The organism is Streptomyces sp. NPDC102514, assembly GCF_055584525.1.
The window spans coordinates 11,808-29,832 of sequence record NZ_JBVJLW010000007.1 but is presented as its reverse complement, the minus strand read 5'-3'; the positions used below and the strand labels follow the sequence as shown (position 1 = coordinate 29,832).

Sequence of the window (18,025 nt, the reverse complement as noted above, 5' to 3'; positions counted from 1 at the left end):
ACCGCCGCCCCCGCCGCCGGGGGGGGGGCCCGGGGGGGGGGCGGGGGGGGGGGGGGGGCCCGGGCCGCGCCCCCCCCCCCGACCGCCGTACCGGTGAGGCTAGTTGATCGCCTTGATCAGTTCGCCGTTCGTGGTGTCACCGCTCAGCTCCCAGAAGAACGTACCGCCCAGGCCCTGCGCGTTCTTGTAGCTCATCTTCCCGGCGATGGTCGACGGGGTGTCGTAACTCCACCAGTCGCTGCCGCACTTGGCGTACGCGGTGCCGCCCACCGTGCCGGTGGCCGGGCACTTCGTCTTGAGCACCTTGTAGTCGTCGATGCCCTGCTCGTACGTACCCGCCGCCGGTCCGGTGGCCGAGCCGCCGGGCGCCGCCTGGGTGACTCCGGTCCAGCCGCGCCCGTAGAAGCCGATGCCGAGCAGCAGCTTCGAGGCCGGTATGCCCATGCCCTTGAGCTTGGCGATGGTGGCGGAGGTGTGGAACTCGGCCTTCGGGATCCCCGAGTAGGAGTTCAGCGCGGAGTGCGGAGCCGTGGGTCCTGTCGCGTCCCAGGCACCGAAGAAGTCGTACGTCATCGGGTTGTACCAGTCGACGTACTGGGCCGCGCCCGCGTAGTCCGCCGCGTCGAGCTTGCCGCCGGCGGTGGCGTCGGCCGGGATCGCCGAGGTGACCAGCGCCGAGCCGCCGAACTTGGCGCGGACGGCCGACATCAGGTTCTTGTACGCGGCCCGTCCGCTGGTGTCACAGCTGAGGCCGCAGCTGTTGGGGTACTCCCAGTCGATGTCGATGCCGTCGAAGACATCGGCCCACTTCGAGTTCTCGACCAGGTCGTAGCAGGACTGGGCGAAGGCCGCCGGGTTCTTGGCCGCCTCCGTGAAGCCGCCGGACCAGGTCCAGCCGCCGAACGACCACAGGACCTTGAGGTTCGGGTGCTTCTTCTTCAGCTCACGGAGCTGGTTGAAGTTGCCGCGCAGGGGCTGGTCCCAGGTGTCCGCGACCCCGTCGACCGACTCGGCCGCGGTGTGGGTCCGCTCGGTGGCCGCGTAGGAGTCGCCCATCGCGCACTTGCCGCCGGTGACATTTCCGAAGGCGTAGTTGATGTGCGTCAGCTTGGCCGCGGAGCCGGACGTCTCCACGTTCTTGACCAGGTACTTCCGGTCGTAGGTGCCCCATTCGGTGAAGTAGCCGACGACCTTGGAACCGGCCGCCGCGGCCGTGGCCGCCGTGGGGGTGGCGGCCTTTCCGGTCGAGGAGGCTGCGGCCTTCGTGGCCGCCGTACCGGCCGCGGTGGCCGTGCCCGCGCCGGCGAGCAGCCCCGCGCCGAGGGCGGCGCAACACGCGGCGGACAGAAGCGCCCGGAAACGGACGCGAGGGCGGAGTGAGCTGAGCATCGGACTCCTCGTGGGGGAGAGGGGAACATGCGCCGATCGGCATGGACGCGGTGAAGCGTTGAGGCGAAACAGTAGGAGGACTAGACCAGTTGGTCAATGGTTCGGACCAATTCCCCGCAGGAATTCCGCACGGGAATTCTTTACTCTTGAGTAAGCGGTCGTTAACTGGTGACTCCATGCCTCCGATCGGGCATACTCACTGCGCACAGCCGCTGATCAGGCGCTTCCGCGACCCGGAGGCGCGAGCATCGCCGGTGCTCAGTGAGACCCGGCGGCGCAACCCCACCCAGGTGTGCGCCCGCCGAAGTGCCCGACAGGGAGGATCGTCGCCATGCCCGACCGCGCCCCGCAGCCGGTGGACCGTCAACTGCCCACGGACGAGGCCCGGGATCTGATCTCGCTCGTCCGCGACATCGCGCAGCGCGAGATCGCCCCGAAGGCGGCCGAGGAGGAGGACGCCGGACGCTTCCCCCGGGAGATCTTCACCCTGCTCTCGGAATCGGGACTGCTCGGCCTTCCGTACGACTCCGAGTACGGCGGCGGTGACCAGCCGTACGAGGTCTACCTCCAGGTTCTCGAAGAGCTCGCCGCCGCCCGCCTCACCGTGGGCCTCGGCGTCAGCGTGCACTCGCTCGCCTGCCATGCCCTGGCCAACTACGGCACCAAGGAGCAGCAGGTCGAGCACCTCCCGGACATGCTCGGCGGCGGCCTCCTGGGCGCCTACTGCCTCTCCGAGCCGGCGTCCGGCTCGGACGCGGCGTCCCTGCGGACGAAGGCCGTGCGCGACGGCGACTCCTGGGTGCTCGACGGGACCAAGGCCTGGATCACGCACGGCGGGGTCGCGGACTTCTGCACCGTGCTCGCGCGGACCGGTGGCGAGGGGGCGCGGGGCATCACGGCGTTCCTGGTGCCCGGTGACGCCGAGGGCCTGAGCGCCGCGGTGCCCGAGAAGAAGATGGGCATGAAGGGCTCACCGACCGCCCAGGTGCACTTCGACGGGGTGCGGATCCCCGACGCCCGGCGCATCGGCGAGGAGGGGCAGGGCTTCGCGATCGCCCTGTCCGCGCTGGACTCCGGGCGGCTCGGCATCGCGGCCTGTGCCGTCGGGGTCGCCCAGGCCGCCCTGGACGAGGCGGTCGCCTACGCGACGGGGCGCGAGCAGTTCGGCCGGCCGATCGCGGACTTCCAGGGCCTGCGCTTCATGCTGGCGGACATGGCGACGCGGATCGAGGCGGGCCGTTCGCTGTATCTCACCGCGGCCCGGTTGCGGGACGCGGGACGGCCCTTCGCCCGGCAGGCGGCCATGGCGAAGCTGTTCTGCACCGACACCGCGATGCAGGTCACGATCGACGCCGTGCAGGTGCTCGGCGGGTACGGCTACACCGCGGACTTCCCCGTCGAGCGGTACATGCGCGAGGCCAAGGTGCTGCAGATCGTCGAGGGCACCAATCAGATCCAGCGGATGGTCATCGCCCGTCACCTCGCTGGTCCCGAGTCGCGCTGAACCTTCCGTACGCGTACATCGCCGCGGGCGCCACCAGCCGGGCCCACTCCGGATCGTGGTGACCCGGCAGGGTCCGGCCGCGGTCGGACCAGGCACGCATCATGGCGAGATAGATGGGCGGGTCCGCGGGTTGATGGGGCGCCTGCGGCCCCTGTGATCCCTGGGACCCCTGATATCCCTGCGGCTCCTGGGGTGCGGGCGCCTGCAGCACTCGTGTCCACTGTGTCCCCTGGGGCACCACGTGCTCCTGAGGCTGCTGCGTCCCTTGGGTCCCCTGGGAAACCGATTCTGCCGGGGGAGGAAGAAACCCGCGACGACGGCCCGTCTCTGGGTATGTCTCTGCGTACGAAGGGGTCATACCGGGCCAACGTGCTTCGGGGTGGGCAGGTCACCGACTGGCGAATTCGCCTGTGCGTTCGCGGGGGTTCCGGCGCCGTGAGGGGCTGCCGGACTCTGGCCCCCCACGCTCATCTGACGTACCGTCATCTCCCCCGTGCCGCGTGCCCCGGGAGGCAGCCGATGCCCGACGACCGTCCCGTAGCCCTCGACGAGTACCCCGTGCACCAGGTCCCCCTCTCGATGAAGCACGTGGCGACGGGCGACCGGAACGCCTACGACCGCTGCATCTTCCACGTCTTCGACCACCGGGGCAGGGCACTGCTCGTCCTGGGCCTCGGGGTGTATCCGAACGTGGGCGTCATCGACGCGTACGCGACCCTGCGTGTCGGGGACACCCTGCACGCCGTGCGTGCCTCGGACGCCCTCGACGACGACGAGCGGATGCGCCTGTCCGTCGGACCGCTCCGGATCCAGGTCGAGCGCCCGCTCAAGAACTTCGTCCTGAGCTGCGCGGCCGACCCCGACGACCCGGACGGACTGTCGTACGAGATCACCTGGTCCGCGGAATTCCCCGCACTGTGGGAACCGCATCACCTGCAACGCCGGGGCGCCCGCCTGACGTTGGAGGGCAGGCGCTTCGTCCAGGCGGGCCGGTGCGACGGCTGGATCAAGGTCGCGGGGGAGGAGACACGGCTGTCCGGCGACGGCTGGACCGGCACCCGCGACCGCAGCTGGGGCACCCGTCCGCTGCCCGGCGAGGAGGGCGGCCGGCTGGCCGAGGAACACCGGACCGAGGGCTTCCACTGGCTCTGGTGCCCCGTCCGCTTCGACGACCGCTTCCTGATGGTCGTCACCCAGGAGGACGCCGACGGCTACCGCACCCTGAACGACGCGACCCTCGTACGGGCCGGGCGGCGCGACAGCCAACTCGGCTGGCCCCGGGCGGAGATCGCCTACCGGAGCGGCACCCGTCACCCGGAGAGTGCGGCCGTCCACCTCGGCGACCCCCGCAAGCCGCTCGAACTGGGCGTCGAGATCCTGGCCTCCTCCCCGCTCGCCGTCGGCGCGGGCTACCCGCCCGCCGAGGACTGGCAGCACGGCACCTGGCAGGGCAGGGGCTGGACCGACCGCCGCACGTACGACCTCTCGGACCCGGCCGCGCTCGGACTCGCCGCGTACGGGGTGACCGACCACGCGGCCCGCTTCACCCTCGAAGGACGGACCGGGTACGGGATCTTCGAGCACGGCTCGTTCGGGCGCCACGACCCGAGCGGGTTCACCGGGTTCGACTCGGTCGCCCCGTGAGCCCCGGGAGCCCCGTGAGGGGGAACGCGCGGGTCGCGAAGGAGTGGTGGCATGGCTGAGGCACCTCGTCCCCGTCCCCGTCCCCGTCCTCGTCCTCGTACGACGACCCGTGATCCGGAGGAGATCGCACGGCGGCTGACCGCGTGGCTCGCCGTCCGGCTGCCCGGCGCCGAGGCGGTCGACGTCCGCGTCCCCGCGTCCAACGGGATGTCGAGCGAGACCCTGCTCTTCGACATCGAACACCCCGAACCCCCGCTCCGCGCCTGCGCGTTGAGACTCGCGGCGGACCCGGCGGCGTACACCGTCTTCCCCGTCTACGACCTGCCGCGGCAGTACCGCGTCATGCGGCTCGTCGCGGACCGTACGGACGTCCCCGTGCCCCGCGTGCTGTGGCTGGAGGAGGACCCGGGACCGCTCGGGGCGCCCTTCTTCGTCATGGAGCGCGTCGAGGGACGCGTACCGCCCGACGTCATGCCCTATACGTACGAGGGCAATTGGCTGCACGCCGCGAGCGGGGCCGAACGCGAACGGCTGGAGACCGCTTCGGTCGGCCTCCTCGCCCGGCTGCACGACCAGGTCCCGGTGAAAGAAGCCGGATTCCTCGCGGCGCCCGGACAGGGGAGCCCCCTGCGATGTCACGTCGAAGCCCAACGCGTCTACTACGCTTGGGTGATTGACGGGCTGTCACGCTCACCGCTCATCGAGGACGCCTTCGACCGACTCGACGCGCTCTGGCCGCGCGACGAGGGCGAAACGGTGCTCAGCTGGGGCGACGCACGCATCGGGAACGTCATCTACGACGGCTTCGAGCCCGCCGCCGTCCTCGACTGGGAGATGGCGGCACTGGGCCCGCGCGAGGTGGACCTCGGCTGGATGATCTACCTGCACCGCTTCTTCCAGGACCTCACGGAGAGCTTCGGGCAGCACGGACTGCCCGGCTTCCTGCACAGGGACCGGGTCGAGGCGCGCTACGCCGAACTCACCGGCCACACACCCCGGGACATGGACTTCCACATCCTGTACGCGGCCCTGCGGCACGCCGTCGTCATGCTGCGCGTCGCCTACCGGCAGGTGCACTTCGGCGAGACCGGCGTCCCGGCGGATCCGGACACGCTGATCCTGCACCACGACAGCCTGCGGGCCATGGTGCAGGGCGATTACAGGGATTGAGGACCCTTCAGCGCTTCGGCGGGGTCCCGGCCGTGCCGGACCGGACAGGTCCTAGGCGGCCAGGCGCCGCATCACCGGCACCTGCATGGGGCGCGAACCAGGGCCTCCGACGTGCGAGAAGGGCTGGGTCCGCCAGTCGAGTCCCTGCGGGAGCGTCAACAGCAGGGCCGTTTCCTGCTCCTGGATCTCCATCGTCTCGTCGGCGGGCTGGGCGTCGGCCGCCGCGCGGCCCGTCCCGGCACAGACCGTCAGCCCGAAGGGGTTCCACGGCGACGCGCAGAGCGCGTGCTCCGGCAGGCTCTCCTCGTCCGCCAGCAGCGCGATGGGCTGCGCGCAGTCCGGGCAGATCACCCGGTACATCTCGAAGGTGTCGTACGCGTCGAGCTCCTCGCCGTCCAGGGCGTCCGGTTCGACACCCTCCGGCTCGGGTTCGAAGACCGACTGCTGCCGCTTGGGCGCGGTACGTCCAAGACGCTTGAGACTCTGCATGGGTTACTCCCCCTCGGATGGGCCGACAAGGTGCTGCGACCTCGGCCACAGCAAGCACTTCCCGTCCCGTCTGCGCGGTAATCACGAGAACATCACGGAAGCGGGCGGTGTCATGTGGTGTTCGTCACATGCTGACCGCAGGTGCCCGACCCGGCCGGTTTCCGGGGGGATCAAGGGCACTGTAGGTTCTCCGCCATGGAGGAGCTGGACCGCCACATCGTGCAGCTGCTCGTCGAAGACGGGCGGATGAGCTACACCGACCTGGGCAAGGCCACGGGCCTGTCCACTTCGGCCGTGCACCAGCGGGTGCGCCGGCTGGAGCAGCGCGGCGTCATCCGCGGCTATGCCGCGGTCGTCGACCCGGAGGCGGTGGGGCTGCCGCTGACGGCGTTCATCTCGGTGAAACCGTTCGATCCCAGCGCGCCGGACGACATCGCCGAACGGCTGGCGGGGGTACCGGAGATCGAGGCGTGCCACAGCGTGGCCGGCGACGAGAACTACATCCTGAAGGTGCGTGTCGCCACACCGCACGAGCTGGAGGAGCTGCTGGCGCGGCTGCGGTCGCTGGCGGGGGTGTCCACGCGGACGACGGTGGTGCTTTCCACGCCGTACGAGGCTCGGCCGCCGAAGATCTGACGCGGGTCCCTGTCGGGGCGCGGGCCTGCTGGCCGGGGTGTGTGCTGCGTCTGCGGGCCGGTGGGGGCCGTTCGCGCAGTTCCCCGCGCCCCTGAAAGGCGCCCCTGAAGAGCGCCCCTGACGGGGCCCGCGCGCCGGGTTTCCTGCTCAGGGGTGAGACTGTCGGTATGAGCGACAGCACCACCGCATTCGAGGCGGACCGTATTCACCCAGGGGCTCCCCGTACCGTGCTGCTGCGTGGTGGTGAAGTGCACAGCCCCGCCGACCCGTTCGCCACCGCGATGGTCGTGGAGCGCGGACAGGTCGCCTGGGTCGGTTCGGAGGGCGCCGCCGACGCGTTCTCGGACGGCGTGGACGAGGTGGTCGACCTCGAAGGGGCACTCGTCACCCCGGCGTTCACCGACGCGCACGTGCACACCACGGCCACCGGCCTCGCCCTCACCGGCCTCGACCTCTCCGACACCCGCACCCTCGGCGACGCCCTGGCCCGCGTACGGGACTTCGCCGCCTCCCGCCCCGCCGACCTGGTGCTCCTCGGCCACGGCTGGGACGCCTCCCGCTGGCCGGAGCGACGGCCCCCGCGGCGCGCCGAGCTGGTCGAGGCCACCGGCGGCCGTCCGCTCTACCTCAGCCGGATCGACGTCCACTCGGCCGTCGCCACCACGGCCCTGCTGGACATGACACCGGGCGTCCGCGGTGCGGCCGGCTTCCAGGACGGCGAACCCCTCACCCGCGACGCCCACCACGCCGTACGCGCCGCGGCGTTCGCAGCCGTGACCCCGGCGCAGCGCACGGAGGCCCAGCGCGCGGCCCTGAGGCACGCCGCCTCGCTCGGTATCGGCTCCGTGCACGAGTGCGCGGGCCCCGAGATCTCCTCCGAGGACGACTTCACCGGGCTGCTGCGGCTCGCCGCCGAGGAGTCGGGTCCCCGCGTCGTCGGCTACTGGGCCGAGCAGGACGTGGCGAAGGCCCGCGCCCTGGGAGCGGCCGGCGCCGCGGGCGACCTCTTCGTGGACGGCGCCCTCGGCTCGCACACGGCCTGTCTGCACCGGCCGTACACCGACGCGGAACACACGGGCACCGCCTACCTGGACACCGCCGCCGTCGCCGCCCATGTCGTGGCGTGCACCGAGGCGGGGCTCCAGGCGGGCTTCCACGCCATCGGGGACGCCGCGGTGACCTCCGTGGTCGACGGCATGCGCGCAGCCGCCGAGAAGGTCGGCCTGGCCCGCGTACGGGCCGCCCGGCACCGCGTCGAGCATGCCGAGATGCTCACGTCCGACACGATCGCCGGTTTCGCCGACCTCGGCCTCACCGCCTCCGTCCAGCCGGTCTTCGACGCGCTGTGGGGCGGCGAGGAGGGCATGTACGCCGAGCGTCTGGGCGCCGAGCGCGCCCGTACGCTCAATCCCTACGCCGCCCTCCTGCGCGCCGGCGTACCGCTCGCCTTCGGTTCCGACAGCCCCGTCACCCCGCTCGACCCCTGGGGCACGGTCCGCGCCGCCGCCTTCCATCGGACGCCCGAACAGCGGGTGTCCGTCCGCGCCGCCTTCACGGCGCACACGCGGGGCGGCTGGCGGGCGGCCGGACGGGACGACGCGGGGTCCCTGGTGCCGGGCGCGCCCGCGGACTACGCGGTGTGGCGCACCGAGGAACTCGTGGTCCAGGCCCCGGACGACCGGGTGGCCCGCTGGTCGACCGACCCCCGCTCCGGAACCCCGGGACTGCCCGACCTGACCCCCGGCGCGGACCTGCCCGTCTGTCTGCGCACCGTGGTGGACGGTCGAACCGTATTCGTACGGCCGGACGAGTGATGTCCCGGGGTGGCGCGGTGGGGATCATGGTCCGACGGGCTGTCGCGCGACCTGCGCGTCCTCGGCGCTGACCAGGCACTTCTCGGAAAACCCGCAGGTGGAACGACTGTTGACAGTGAGCGGCAGGTGGCCGGTAGGTTCGGCCGGGTCCACCACCGGACGTCCGGCCGGTGAACTTCCGCGCAGTCGCCGCAGCGCAGTTGGGTCAGGGGTGGTGTGCCGCACCGGCGCACCACCACTGGGAGCCAGGCCCAGCGTCCGCGCCACGGGGCGAGGGAACGTTCCGGCCGGATGGTGTGACCCGGGTGGGGCCCGGCCGCTCAGTAGACAACGGCTTTCGGTCGACCCGCAGCCAGCGGGTCCCAGGTCGGCCCGAAGGGCGCCGGGCCCCGATCCCGCAGTTCCGTACCCTCGTACGACCCCTTTTTTCCCTCGTACGACCCCGTTGTGCGACTTTTCAAGTCGGCGCCTTACCTGCGGGAAGAGTGGCGCTCGCTATGGTGGTGCCCCTCTCGCACGGAAGTTTTAAGGGGAAGCTGTGAACGACGGCGTTGAGCGACGGTTCGGTCCGCTCGGCACGACCTTGGTGATCATTCCGACCTTCAACGAGGCGGAGAACATCAAGAGGATCGTCGGCCGGGTGCGGGCGGCCGTACCCGCGGCGCACGTCCTGATCGCCGACGACAACAGCCCCGACGGCACCGGCAAGCTCGCCGACGAACTGGCCGTCGAGGACGAACAGGTCCACGTCCTGCACCGCAAGGGCAAGGAGGGCCTCGGCGCCGCCTACCTCGCCGGCTTCGGCTGGGGCCTGGAACACGGGTACGGCGTCCTGGTCGAGATGGACGCCGACGGCTCCCACCAGCCCGAGGAACTGCCCCGGCTGCTGACCGCGCTCAAGGGCGCCGATCTCGTGCTCGGGTCCCGCTGGGTGCCTGGCGGCCGGGTGGTGAACTGGCCGAAATCCCGTGAGTTCCTCTCGCGCGGCGGAAGCCTGTACTCGCGTGTCCTGCTCGACGTGCCGATCCGCGACGTCACCGGCGGCTACCGGGCCTTCCGGAGCGAGACCCTGGAGCGCCTCGGCCTCGGAGAGGTCGCCTCGCAGGGGTACTGCTTCCAGGTCGACCTGGCCCGCCGGGCCGTCCGGGCCGGCTGTCACGTCGTCGAGGTGCCGATCACCTTCGTCGAACGGGAACTGGGCGACTCCAAGATGAGCCGCGACATCCTGGTGGAGGCGCTGTGGCGGGTCACCACGTGGGGTGTGGGGGAGCGGGCGGGACGCGTGCTGGGGCGCAAGAAGCCCTGACCGCCTCCCTGTCGCACAGGCTGCGCTGACCCCCTCCTTACGCTTTATGTCGTACTGAGCCCTGGCCAGGCACACTGGAGGCATGACGACTGGCGCACCGATCCCGCCCTCCTCCGCCTCCGGCTCCACCTCTCGTCGGCCCCGGCGCTCACGACTGCTGAGGTTCCTGCCCCTGGGCGTGGCCGCGTGGCTCGTGCTGGAGGTCTGGCTGCTGACGGTGGTGGCGGGCGCGGCGAGCGGTTTCGCGGTGCTCCTGCTGCTGATCGGTGGGTTCGTCCTCGGTGCCGTGGTCATCAAGCGGGCCGGCCGGCGGGCCTTCCGGGCGCTGAGCGAGACGCTGCAACAGCAGCAGAGCGGGGCGTTGCCGGAGGGCAGGGCCAATTCCGAGGGCAACGGCCTGATGATGCTTGGCGGGCTGCTGCTGATGCTGCCGGGGCTGATCTCCGACGCGCTCGGGCTGCTTCTGCTGGTGCCGCCGGTGCAGAAGGCGCTCTCGCGGTATGCGGAGCGGACGTTCGAGCGGAAGGTGCGGGAGGCTTCGGGGTCGTTCGGGAGCGCGTTCCAGCAGGCTCGGATTCACCGTCCCGACGGGAAGGTCGTCCAGGGCGAGGTCATCCGCGACGACGCGCCGCGCGACCGCGAGAACGAGAACAACCAGGGCTCACGCCCGCCGCTCACGGGCTGAGGCCCGGCCGCCGCCCGGGGTGGGTGGGGACTTTTTCGCCCCCGCCGCCCCTACCCGTTCCCGTCACGACCTCAGGGCCTCCGCCCCCGAACCCCCGCTCCTCAAACGCCGGAGGGGCTGGGTGGGCCATGGGGGCGCCGGAGAGGCCGAGATACCCAGGGGCGCGGGGAACGGCGCAGTCCTTTGCCTTTAGGGGCGCGGGGAACTGCGCAACGCCAGCCACAGCGGGCCCGCACCCATCCAGAACCCCCGAACCCCACGCAAACGCACAGAACCGCAGGAACCGTGTCCGAAGACACGGCGCCCGCGGTCGCGTGCGTGCGTTGTATGCCGCTCAGCCCCCTGAAGGGCTACGCGGACTTGCGGCTGTCCCGAGGGTGGACCGCAATGTTCATGGCTCCGGATCGAAGCACGGCCAGGCGCTCTTCGAGGACCTCTTCGAGCTCCTCTCGCGTACGCCGTTCCATCAGCATGTCCCAATGCGTACGCGCGGGCTTGGCCTTCTTCTCTTCAGGGCCGTCGCCGTCCACCAGGAGTGCCTGGGCCCCGCAGACCTTGCACTCCCACTCCGGCGGGATCTCCGCCTCCACCGAGAAGGGCATCTCGAATCGATGGCCCTTCTCGCATGCGTACTCCACGGCCTGGCGCGGGGCCAGGTCGATGCCGCGGTCCGTCTCGTAGCTAGTCACCACGAGGCGCGTGCCGCGAAGAGCTCGCTCACTCATGAATCGTGCCTCCCGGGCTTGTCGCCCACAGGACAGGTGTCGCTGTCGTCGTCATCCGGTCAACGTCCGGTCGGCGGTAAAGATTCCCGCTCCGGGACATGCGTCGCCGTCGTAGCCGCCCGTTGTTGTACCCACCTGCGCCCGGTTTGTCACATCTGACAGCAGATGTCACCCGGTGTTGCGGCATCTTTGACGCGCAGTAACGGTACGCCTGGCAGGCCAAACGCGTACACTACCGCCCTTTGGCGCTGAGCGCTAAATCCTCGCCGGAACGGGGTTGCCCGCGTCGCGCACCGCCCGGCGCACCGGAACCCTCGCGAGCAGCACGAATCCCAGGACGAAGAAGGCCACGAGCGAGATGATCGCGTCCCGGTAGCTGCCCGTCAGCTGGTAGGTCACGCCGAACAGGAGCGGCCCCAGCCAGCTCATGCCGCGATCGCTCATCTCGTACGCCGAGAAGTACTCGGCCTCCTTGCCCGGCGGCACCAGATGCGAGAACAGGGACCGGGAGAGGGCCTGGCTGCCGCCGAGGACCAGCCCGATGCCCGCCGCGAGGACGAAGAACCAGCCGGGCGCTCCCGCGGGCAGGAAATATCCGGCGGCCAGCGTGAGGGTCCAGGCGACCAGCGACCCGAGAATGATCCGTTTGGCGCCGTACGTGCGGGCCAGTCGGCCCATCCCGAGCGCCCCGGCCACCGCGAGCAGCTGGACCAGCAGCACGGCGACGATCAGCGTCGACTGGTCGAGACCCAGCTCCTCGGACCCGTACACGGAGGCCTGTGAGATGACTGTCTGGATGCCGTCGTTGTAGACGAGGTACGCCAGGAGGAAGGCGAGCGTGAGCGGCTGGCGGCGCATGTCGCGCACGGTCGCCGCCAGCTGGCGCCAGCCGCGTCCTGGCGTGCCCGGCGATCCCGCGGGGGAGTCCGCCGTACGGCGGTCGCGCAGCCGCTTGAGCGGGATGAGCGTGAAGGCGCCCCACCAGATGCCCGCCGAGGCCAGGCAGATGCGGACCGCCATCGCCTCCGAGACGCCGAAGCTGTCGTGGGCGCTGTAGAGCACCAGGTTCGCCACCAGGACCAGCGAGCCCGCCGCGTAGCCGAACGCCCAGCCCCTCGACGAGACGGCGTCGCGCTCCTCGGGCGGGGCGATCTGCGGCAGGTAGGAGTTGTAGAGCACCATCGACACGGCCAGCGAGGCATTGGCCACGATGAGCAGGAGGCCGCCCAGCAGATAGCGGTCGCCGTCCAGGAAGAACATGCCCGCCGTGGCCGCGGCGCCCAGATACGCCGAGAACGCGAGGAGCGGCTTCTTGCGGCCGCTGCGGTCCGCCGCCGCGCCCGCCAGGGGCATCACGAAGATCGACAGGATCACGGACGCCGACACGGAGTAGGCGAAGAACGAGCCCGCGCGCAGGGGTATCCCCAGCGGGTGCACGAACCCGTCCGCGTCCGCGGCGGCCTTGGCGACCGAGGTCAGATAGGGGCCGAGGAACACGGTGAGCACGCTCGTCGAGTAGACGGAGCAGGCCCAGTCGTAGAAGTACCAGCCGCGTTGCTCGCGCCGCCGTTCGGCGGCCTCGTCGGCCGCCCGTTCCCGCACGGTGTCGGTGCCCACCCGTGCCCTCGCTTCCCCGTGTCGTGCCTGTGCAGGGCGTACCGCGTGGTGTGCCGGGACCGCTCAGGCCCAGGTGCCGCGGTCCTGCAGGACCCCGCGCAGCGTCTCGATGTGATCGGTCATGATGCCATCGACTCCCAGGTCCAGAAGCCGGTGCATCCGCTCGGGCTCGTTGACCGTCCACACGTGGACCTGCAGCCCGCGCGCGTGGGCGGCGGACACGAAACGGCGGTCCACCACCGGGATGCCCGACTGGGCCTCGGGAACCTGCGCGCAGACCGCCGAGCGCCGCAGCGCGGCGGGCAGACCCCACGACTTCAGGCGCAGCCCGAGGACTCCCCGGACGCCGTACGAGGTGGCCAGCCGCGGGCCGGCCACGCGCTGGGCCCTGGCGACCCGCGCCTCGGAGAACGAGCCGACGCAGACGCGGTCCCAGGAGCCGGTGGCGCGGATCAGATCGAGGAGGGGGAGCAGCGCGGGCTCCGCCTTCACGTCGACGTTCCAGCGGACGTCGGGGAAGGTCTCCAGGAGCTCGTCGAAGAGGGGGACCGGTTCGGCGCCCGCCACGCGCGCGTGCCGTACGTCGTTCCAGGGGAGGTCCGCTATCCGGCCCGCGCCGTCGGTCACCCGGTCCAGCGTCGCGTCGTGGAAGGCGACGAGTTTCCCGTCCGCCGTGGCGTGCACGTCGGTCTCGATGTACCGGTAGCCGGCCCCGACCGCCCGGCGGAACTGGGCGACGGTGTTCTCCAGGCCGTCGGCGGCCCCGCCCCGGTGGGCGAAGGCCATGGGCCCGGGATGGTCGAGGTAGGGGTGGCGTATGCGCGAGATCACCCGCGCAGTATCGCTCGCTCCGATGGCCCTCCGGCAACGACCGTGCTGCCGTCCGGTGATGCCGCAGGGACGGCGAACACCCGCAGGAACAGCTGGGCCAGCGGGCCGATGGCGAGCGCGTACAGGACCGTGCCCACCCCGACCGTGCCGCCGAGGACGAAGCCCGTCGCGACCACGGCCACTTCGAGGGTCGTGCGCACCAGGCGGATCGAGCGGCCGGTGCGCCGGTGGAAGCCCGTCATCAGGCCGTCGCGCGGGCCCGGACCGAAACGGGCCGCTATGTAGAGGCCGGTCGCCACACCGTTCAGCAGGATGCCCGCCGCCATCAGCGGGACACGGACCCCGAGGGCGTGCACGTCCGGCAGCAGGGCGAGCGTGCCGTCCATCGCGATGCCGACCACGAAGACGTTGGAGACCGTGCCGAGGCCCGGGCGCTGGCGCAGCGGTATCCACAGGAGAAGGACGACGGCCCCCACGATGATCGACACGACACCGATCGTCAGCCCGGTCAGCTCGGCGAGGCCCTGATGCAGCACACCCCAGGGCTCAAGGCCCAGGCCCGCCTCCACGAGGAGGGCGGAACTCACTCCGTACAGGGCCAGCCCCACGTACAGCTGGAGAAGTCGGCGGGTGAGGCGCCTGGGCGGCGGGCTGGACACGATGGGCTCCCTGGAGACGGTGCTGTGGTGCCGGTGGACTGACCCATGACACTCTGTGGCTTGAGGAGAAACCTCTTCCATGGCCAATTCGGGGAAGGTGGACTGGAAATCATGGCGCAGTGGACTTCGGCGGTGGGAGCCGCCCAGCTTGCCCGGCTGCTCAACTCCCAGCAGGAACGCCCCGCGGGCCCCGGTACGCGCCGCCCGCCCGCCTACCGTGCCCTCGCCGACGGTATCCGGCTGCTCGTCCTCGAAGGCCGGGTCCCCGTGGCCGCGCGACTGCCCGCCGAGCGCGAACTGGCCCTCTCCCTGTCCGTCAGCCGCACCACCGTGGCGGCGGCCTACGAGGCACTGCGCGCCGAAGGCTTCCTGGAGTCCCGCAGGGGCGCGGGCAGCTGGACCGCCGTACCGGCAGGGAACCCCCTGCCCGCACGCGGCCTCGAACCCCTGCCGCCCGAGACCCTCGGCTCCATGATCGACCTGGGCTGCGCGGCCCTGCCCGCCCCCGAACCCTGGCTCACCCGCGCCGTCCAGGGCGCCCTGGAGGAGCTGCCGCCGTACGCCCACACGCACGGCGACTATCCGGCGGGGCTGCCCGCGCTGCGCCAGACCCTCGCCGACCGGTACACCCGGCGCGGCATTCCGACCATGCCCGAGCAGATCATGGTGACCACCGGGGCCATGGGGGCCATCGACGCCATCTGCCACCTCTTCGCCGGCCGCGGGGAGCGCATCGCCGTCGAGTCGCCCTCGTACGCCAACATCCTTCAGTTGATGCGTGAGGCCGGGGCCCGGCTGGTGCCCGTCGCCATGGCCGAGGGGCTCGCCGGCTGGGACATGGACCGCTGGCGGCAGGTGCTGCGCGACGCGGCGCCCCGGCTCGCCTATGTCGTCGCCGACTTCCACAACCCGACCGGCGCGCTCGCCGACGAGGACCAGCGCCGCCAGCTCGTCGACGCCGCGCGGTCGGCCGGGACCGTGCTGGTCGTGGACGAGACCATGAGCGAGCTGCATCTGGACGAAGGGCTCGAACTGCCGCGTCCCGTCTGCGGGTTCGACCCGGCCGGGTCGACGGTCGTCACGGTCGGCTCGGCCAGCAAGGCCTTCTGGGCCGGTATGCGGATCGGCTGGGTCCGGGCCGCGCCCGACGTGATCCGCAGTCTCGTCGCGGCGCGCGCGTACGCGGACCTCGGCACGCCTGTACTTGAGCAGCTGGCCGTGAACTGGCTGCTCAGCACCGGCGGCTGGGAACAGGCCGTGGACGTGCGGCGCGACCAGGCCCGGGAGAACCGGGACGCGCTGGTGGGGGCGCTGCGCCGGGAACTCCCGGACTGGGAGTTCGACGTGCCGCGCGGCGGGCTCACGCTGTGGGTGCGCACGGGGGGTCTGTCCGGGTCGCGGCTCGCGGAGGTGGGCGAACGGGTGGGTGTCCGGGTGCCGTCCGGGCCGCGGTTCGGCGTGGACGGGGCCTTCGAGGGGTACGTGCGGCTTCCGTTCACCGTCGGCGGCGCGGTGGCCGATGAGGCGGCTGCGCGGTTGGGGGCGGCGGCGCGGATGGTTGCGACGGGGGTGAACGGGGGAGTGGAGGCGCCCCGCACCTTCGTGGCGTGACGCCTGCGTGTTGAGACGGGGTGCTCCCGGGCGGATCGTCGGGTGCGGGTCCGGTGGGGGTGGCCCGCGCAGTTCCCCGCGCCCCTGGGTGGGTGGGGGTTGCGGCTGGCCTTTGCGTGCGGGTGCGTCGTGGTTGGCCGCGCCGTTCCCCGCGCCCCTCAGAAGGGGCTGCGCCCCATCAGGGGCGCGGGGAACTGCGCAGCTTTTGGTTTTTAGGGGCGCGGGGAACGGCGCAGTCCTTTTGCTTTTGGGGGCGCGGGGAACTGCGCAGTCTGTTGTCTTTAGGGGCGCGGGGAACTGCGCGGCCCGCCACGACGGACCGTAGCGTGATGTCCGGCGGTCAGCCGGTGGTCACGCCTCCGCGATCACTCCCACCGGGCCCGGTGCCGTGGCGCATGCCGCGTCCGCCGCAGGCGCAGGCGCGGGCGGCGCGTCCGCCGGGAGCAGCGCCAGGACCGCCCGGCGATGCGTCTCGCTCGTCGCCTCGTCGTACGGGTCCGGCGTGGCAGGCACTTGGAGGCGATGGACGGGGCCCGAGCCCAGCCGGGCGTACCCCCGCCCGGCAGGCACCTCGGGCGCGGGAGTCGTGTGCGGCGGCACCCCCAGCACCGCTTCGAGCTGCCCCGTCGAGGCCGGCCCGAGCACGACACGCGCGCGTGTGTGCCCCAGTACCGCCTCGCCGAGCGACTCCACCGTGTCGAACTGCTCGGCCACCACCACCGTGACCCCGGCGGCGCGGCCGTGACGCAACGGCACCTGGAGCAGCGTCTGCGGATCACTGCGGCTGTCGGCCGCCGCGAGATGGCCGAGCGCGGTCGGCCGGTCCAGGAGGAGCCACAGTGGACGCCGTGTGTCCTCCGGAGGGGTCAGCCCCGCCTGCCGGGACCGGTTCGCCGTGATGAGACGCCGCTCCGTCTCGTGCGCCGCCCATTCGAGGGCCGCCAGCGCGCCCGACAGGCCGCATTCGATGCCCAGAACGCCGTCGCGTCCCGTCAGGCACGCGTACTCGCCCGTACCGCCGCCCTCGACGATCAGTACGTCACCGTGCCGCAGGGCCTGCAGCGCGATCGAGCGCAGGAGCGTGGTCGTGCCGCTGCCGGGCCCGCCGACCGCGAGCAGGTGCGGTTCGGTGGAGCGCACGCCGGTGCGCCAGACCACCGGGGGGACGTCCCGCTGCTCCTGGCCGAAGTCGAGGGGGAGGGTGCGCTGGACGCCGGCCGGGTCGGTGAAGCCGAGGACGGTCTCGCCCGGTGCCGTGACGAACCGCTGGGCGGCGATGTCGGTGGGCAGCGGAGGCAGGACGGCGACCGAGAGCTGGTTGCTCTCCTCATCCCACGCGAAGCGGTACTCCCGGCCGCGGCCCGACTTGGCGTGCAGCAGTTGCTCGATACGGGCCCGGGAGTCGGCCTCCCCGTCCCGGAAGTAGGCGGGGTAGCGCACGGAGAGCTGCGAGACCCGGCCGGTGTCGTCGAACTCGTACGCGTCGAAGGCCTTGCCCCACTCGCCGCCGTGGGCGTAGAGCGGGGCGGGGTCCTCGGGGACGGAGAAGTACGGAACGAGCGCCTCGTAGAGGGACTCCAGACGCTTGCTCTGTGAGTCGTCGGGGCCGGTGGGCACGGCCGGGGTGCGGTCCCTGCCCTGCCAGGCGGCCGCCGCCATCAGGCTGATGACGGCGAGCAGCGGCCCGTACGGGATGAGGGCCACGATCAGGACGACCGAGGCCACCAGGAACAGCAGTGGACCGCGCCGGTCCTTGGGGGTCTCCGCCCATTTGCGCCGGCCGGCGGCCGCCAGCCGACGCAGTCCACGGCTGATGGTGATCAGCGGGTGGAGGACGTCGGTGGCGCTGTCGGCGGCCGTCCGGGCCAGGTCCCTGCTGCGGGCGATCTGCGCGCTGCCGGTACTCAGAATGCGGGGGAGGGGGCGGCGGGCCACTGCTGTCTCC

General features: G+C 71.8%; 15 protein-coding genes. 8 read left to right on the top strand and 7 right to left on the bottom strand.

Going from position 1 to position 18,025, the window contains the following annotated elements; genetic code table 11:
- Positions 1 to 99: 99 nt before the first annotated feature.
- On the bottom strand, positions 100 to 1,389 hold the full coding sequence (locus ACZ60E_RS19045; RefSeq protein ID WP_384810066.1) for a glycoside hydrolase family 18 protein: 1,290 nt from the start codon (positions 1,387 to 1,389) through the stop codon (positions 100 to 102).
- A gap of 331 nt (positions 1,390 to 1,720) precedes the next feature.
- Here ACZ60E_RS19045 and ACZ60E_RS19040 point away from each other — a divergent pair, with 331 nt between their 5' ends.
- The 3 genes from ACZ60E_RS19040 to ACZ60E_RS19030 all read left to right on the top strand — a co-directional run bounded on the left by ACZ60E_RS19040 (position 1,721) and on the right by ACZ60E_RS19030 (position 5,707).
- Positions 1,721 to 2,893, top strand: coding sequence for an acyl-CoA dehydrogenase family protein (locus ACZ60E_RS19040; RefSeq protein WP_469441849.1), 1,173 nt, complete (start codon positions 1,721 to 1,723; stop codon positions 2,891 to 2,893).
- A 519-nt stretch (positions 2,894 to 3,412) separates the two neighbouring features.
- Positions 3,413 to 4,537 carry an Rv3169 family protein gene (locus ACZ60E_RS19035; RefSeq protein ID WP_469441847.1) on the top strand — a complete coding sequence of 375 codons (1,125 nt, stop codon included), beginning with the start codon at positions 3,413 to 3,415 and terminating at the stop codon, positions 4,535 to 4,537.
- Between the two features lie 51 nt (positions 4,538 to 4,588).
- Entirely contained in the window at positions 4,589 to 5,707 is a 1,119-nt protein-coding gene (locus tag ACZ60E_RS19030; RefSeq protein WP_469441845.1) for a phosphotransferase family protein, read from the top strand.
- A 51-nt stretch (positions 5,708 to 5,758) separates the two neighbouring features.
- Here ACZ60E_RS19030 and ACZ60E_RS19025 read toward each other — a convergent pair whose 3' ends face one another.
- Positions 5,759 to 6,196 (bottom strand): hypothetical protein, encoded by a 438-nt coding sequence (locus tag ACZ60E_RS19025; protein ID WP_384810060.1) that lies wholly within the window; start codon positions 6,194 to 6,196, stop codon positions 5,759 to 5,761.
- Between the two features lie 195 nt (positions 6,197 to 6,391).
- Here ACZ60E_RS19025 and ACZ60E_RS19020 point away from each other — a divergent pair, with 195 nt between their 5' ends.
- The 4 genes from ACZ60E_RS19020 to fxsA all read left to right on the top strand — a co-directional run bounded on the left by ACZ60E_RS19020 (position 6,392) and on the right by fxsA (position 10,637).
- Complete coding sequence (locus ACZ60E_RS19020) at positions 6,392 to 6,832, top strand: Lrp/AsnC family transcriptional regulator (RefSeq protein ID WP_107019623.1); 441 nt, start codon at positions 6,392 to 6,394, stop codon at positions 6,830 to 6,832.
- Between the two features lie 167 nt (positions 6,833 to 6,999).
- Positions 7,000 to 8,646, top strand: coding sequence for an amidohydrolase (locus ACZ60E_RS19015; RefSeq protein WP_469441842.1), 1,647 nt, complete (start codon positions 7,000 to 7,002; stop codon positions 8,644 to 8,646).
- Positions 8,647 to 9,184: 538 nt separating this feature from the next.
- Positions 9,185 to 9,952, top strand: a complete 768-nt coding sequence (locus tag ACZ60E_RS19010; RefSeq protein WP_384810057.1) for a polyprenol monophosphomannose synthase — start codon at positions 9,185 to 9,187, stop codon at positions 9,950 to 9,952.
- Positions 9,953 to 10,034: 82 nt separating this feature from the next.
- Positions 10,035 to 10,637, top strand: coding sequence for an FxsA family membrane protein (fxsA, locus tag ACZ60E_RS19005; protein WP_385832645.1), 603 nt, complete (start codon positions 10,035 to 10,037; stop codon positions 10,635 to 10,637).
- Between the two features lie 350 nt (positions 10,638 to 10,987).
- Here fxsA and ACZ60E_RS19000 read toward each other — a convergent pair whose 3' ends face one another.
- From ACZ60E_RS19000 to yczE, 4 genes are all read right to left on the bottom strand, one after another.
- Positions 10,988 to 11,362: an RNA polymerase-binding protein RbpA gene (locus tag ACZ60E_RS19000; protein ID WP_003977404.1), complete on the bottom strand. Its 375-nt coding sequence runs from the start codon at positions 11,360 to 11,362 to the stop codon at positions 10,988 to 10,990.
- A gap of 255 nt (positions 11,363 to 11,617) precedes the next feature.
- Positions 11,618 to 12,979, bottom strand: a complete 1,362-nt coding sequence (locus ACZ60E_RS18995) for an MFS transporter (RefSeq protein WP_469441839.1) — start codon at positions 12,977 to 12,979, stop codon at positions 11,618 to 11,620.
- Between the two features lie 63 nt (positions 12,980 to 13,042).
- Complete coding sequence (locus ACZ60E_RS18990) at positions 13,043 to 13,810, bottom strand: glycerophosphodiester phosphodiesterase (RefSeq protein ID WP_469441837.1); 768 nt, start codon at positions 13,808 to 13,810, stop codon at positions 13,043 to 13,045.
- A complete protein-coding gene (gene yczE, locus ACZ60E_RS18985) occupies positions 13,807 to 14,550 on the bottom strand; it encodes a membrane protein YczE (protein ID WP_469441835.1) in 744 nt (247 codons plus the stop codon). The genes ACZ60E_RS18990 and yczE overlap by 4 nt, the downstream gene beginning before the upstream one ends.
- Positions 14,551 to 14,580: 30 nt before the next feature.
- Here yczE and ACZ60E_RS18980 point away from each other — a divergent pair, with 30 nt between their 5' ends.
- Entirely contained in the window at positions 14,581 to 16,080 is a 1,500-nt protein-coding gene (locus ACZ60E_RS18980; RefSeq protein ID WP_385832641.1) for an SCO1417 family PLP biosynthesis transcription factor, read from the top strand.
- Positions 16,081 to 16,431: 351 nt separating this feature from the next.
- On the opposite strand, the gene ACZ60E_RS18975 is transcribed toward ACZ60E_RS18980, so the two are convergent.
- Positions 16,432 to 18,015: a P-loop NTPase family protein gene (locus tag ACZ60E_RS18975; RefSeq protein WP_469441833.1), complete on the bottom strand. Its 1,584-nt coding sequence runs from the start codon at positions 18,013 to 18,015 to the stop codon at positions 16,432 to 16,434.
- Positions 18,016 to 18,025: the final 10 nt, after the last annotated feature.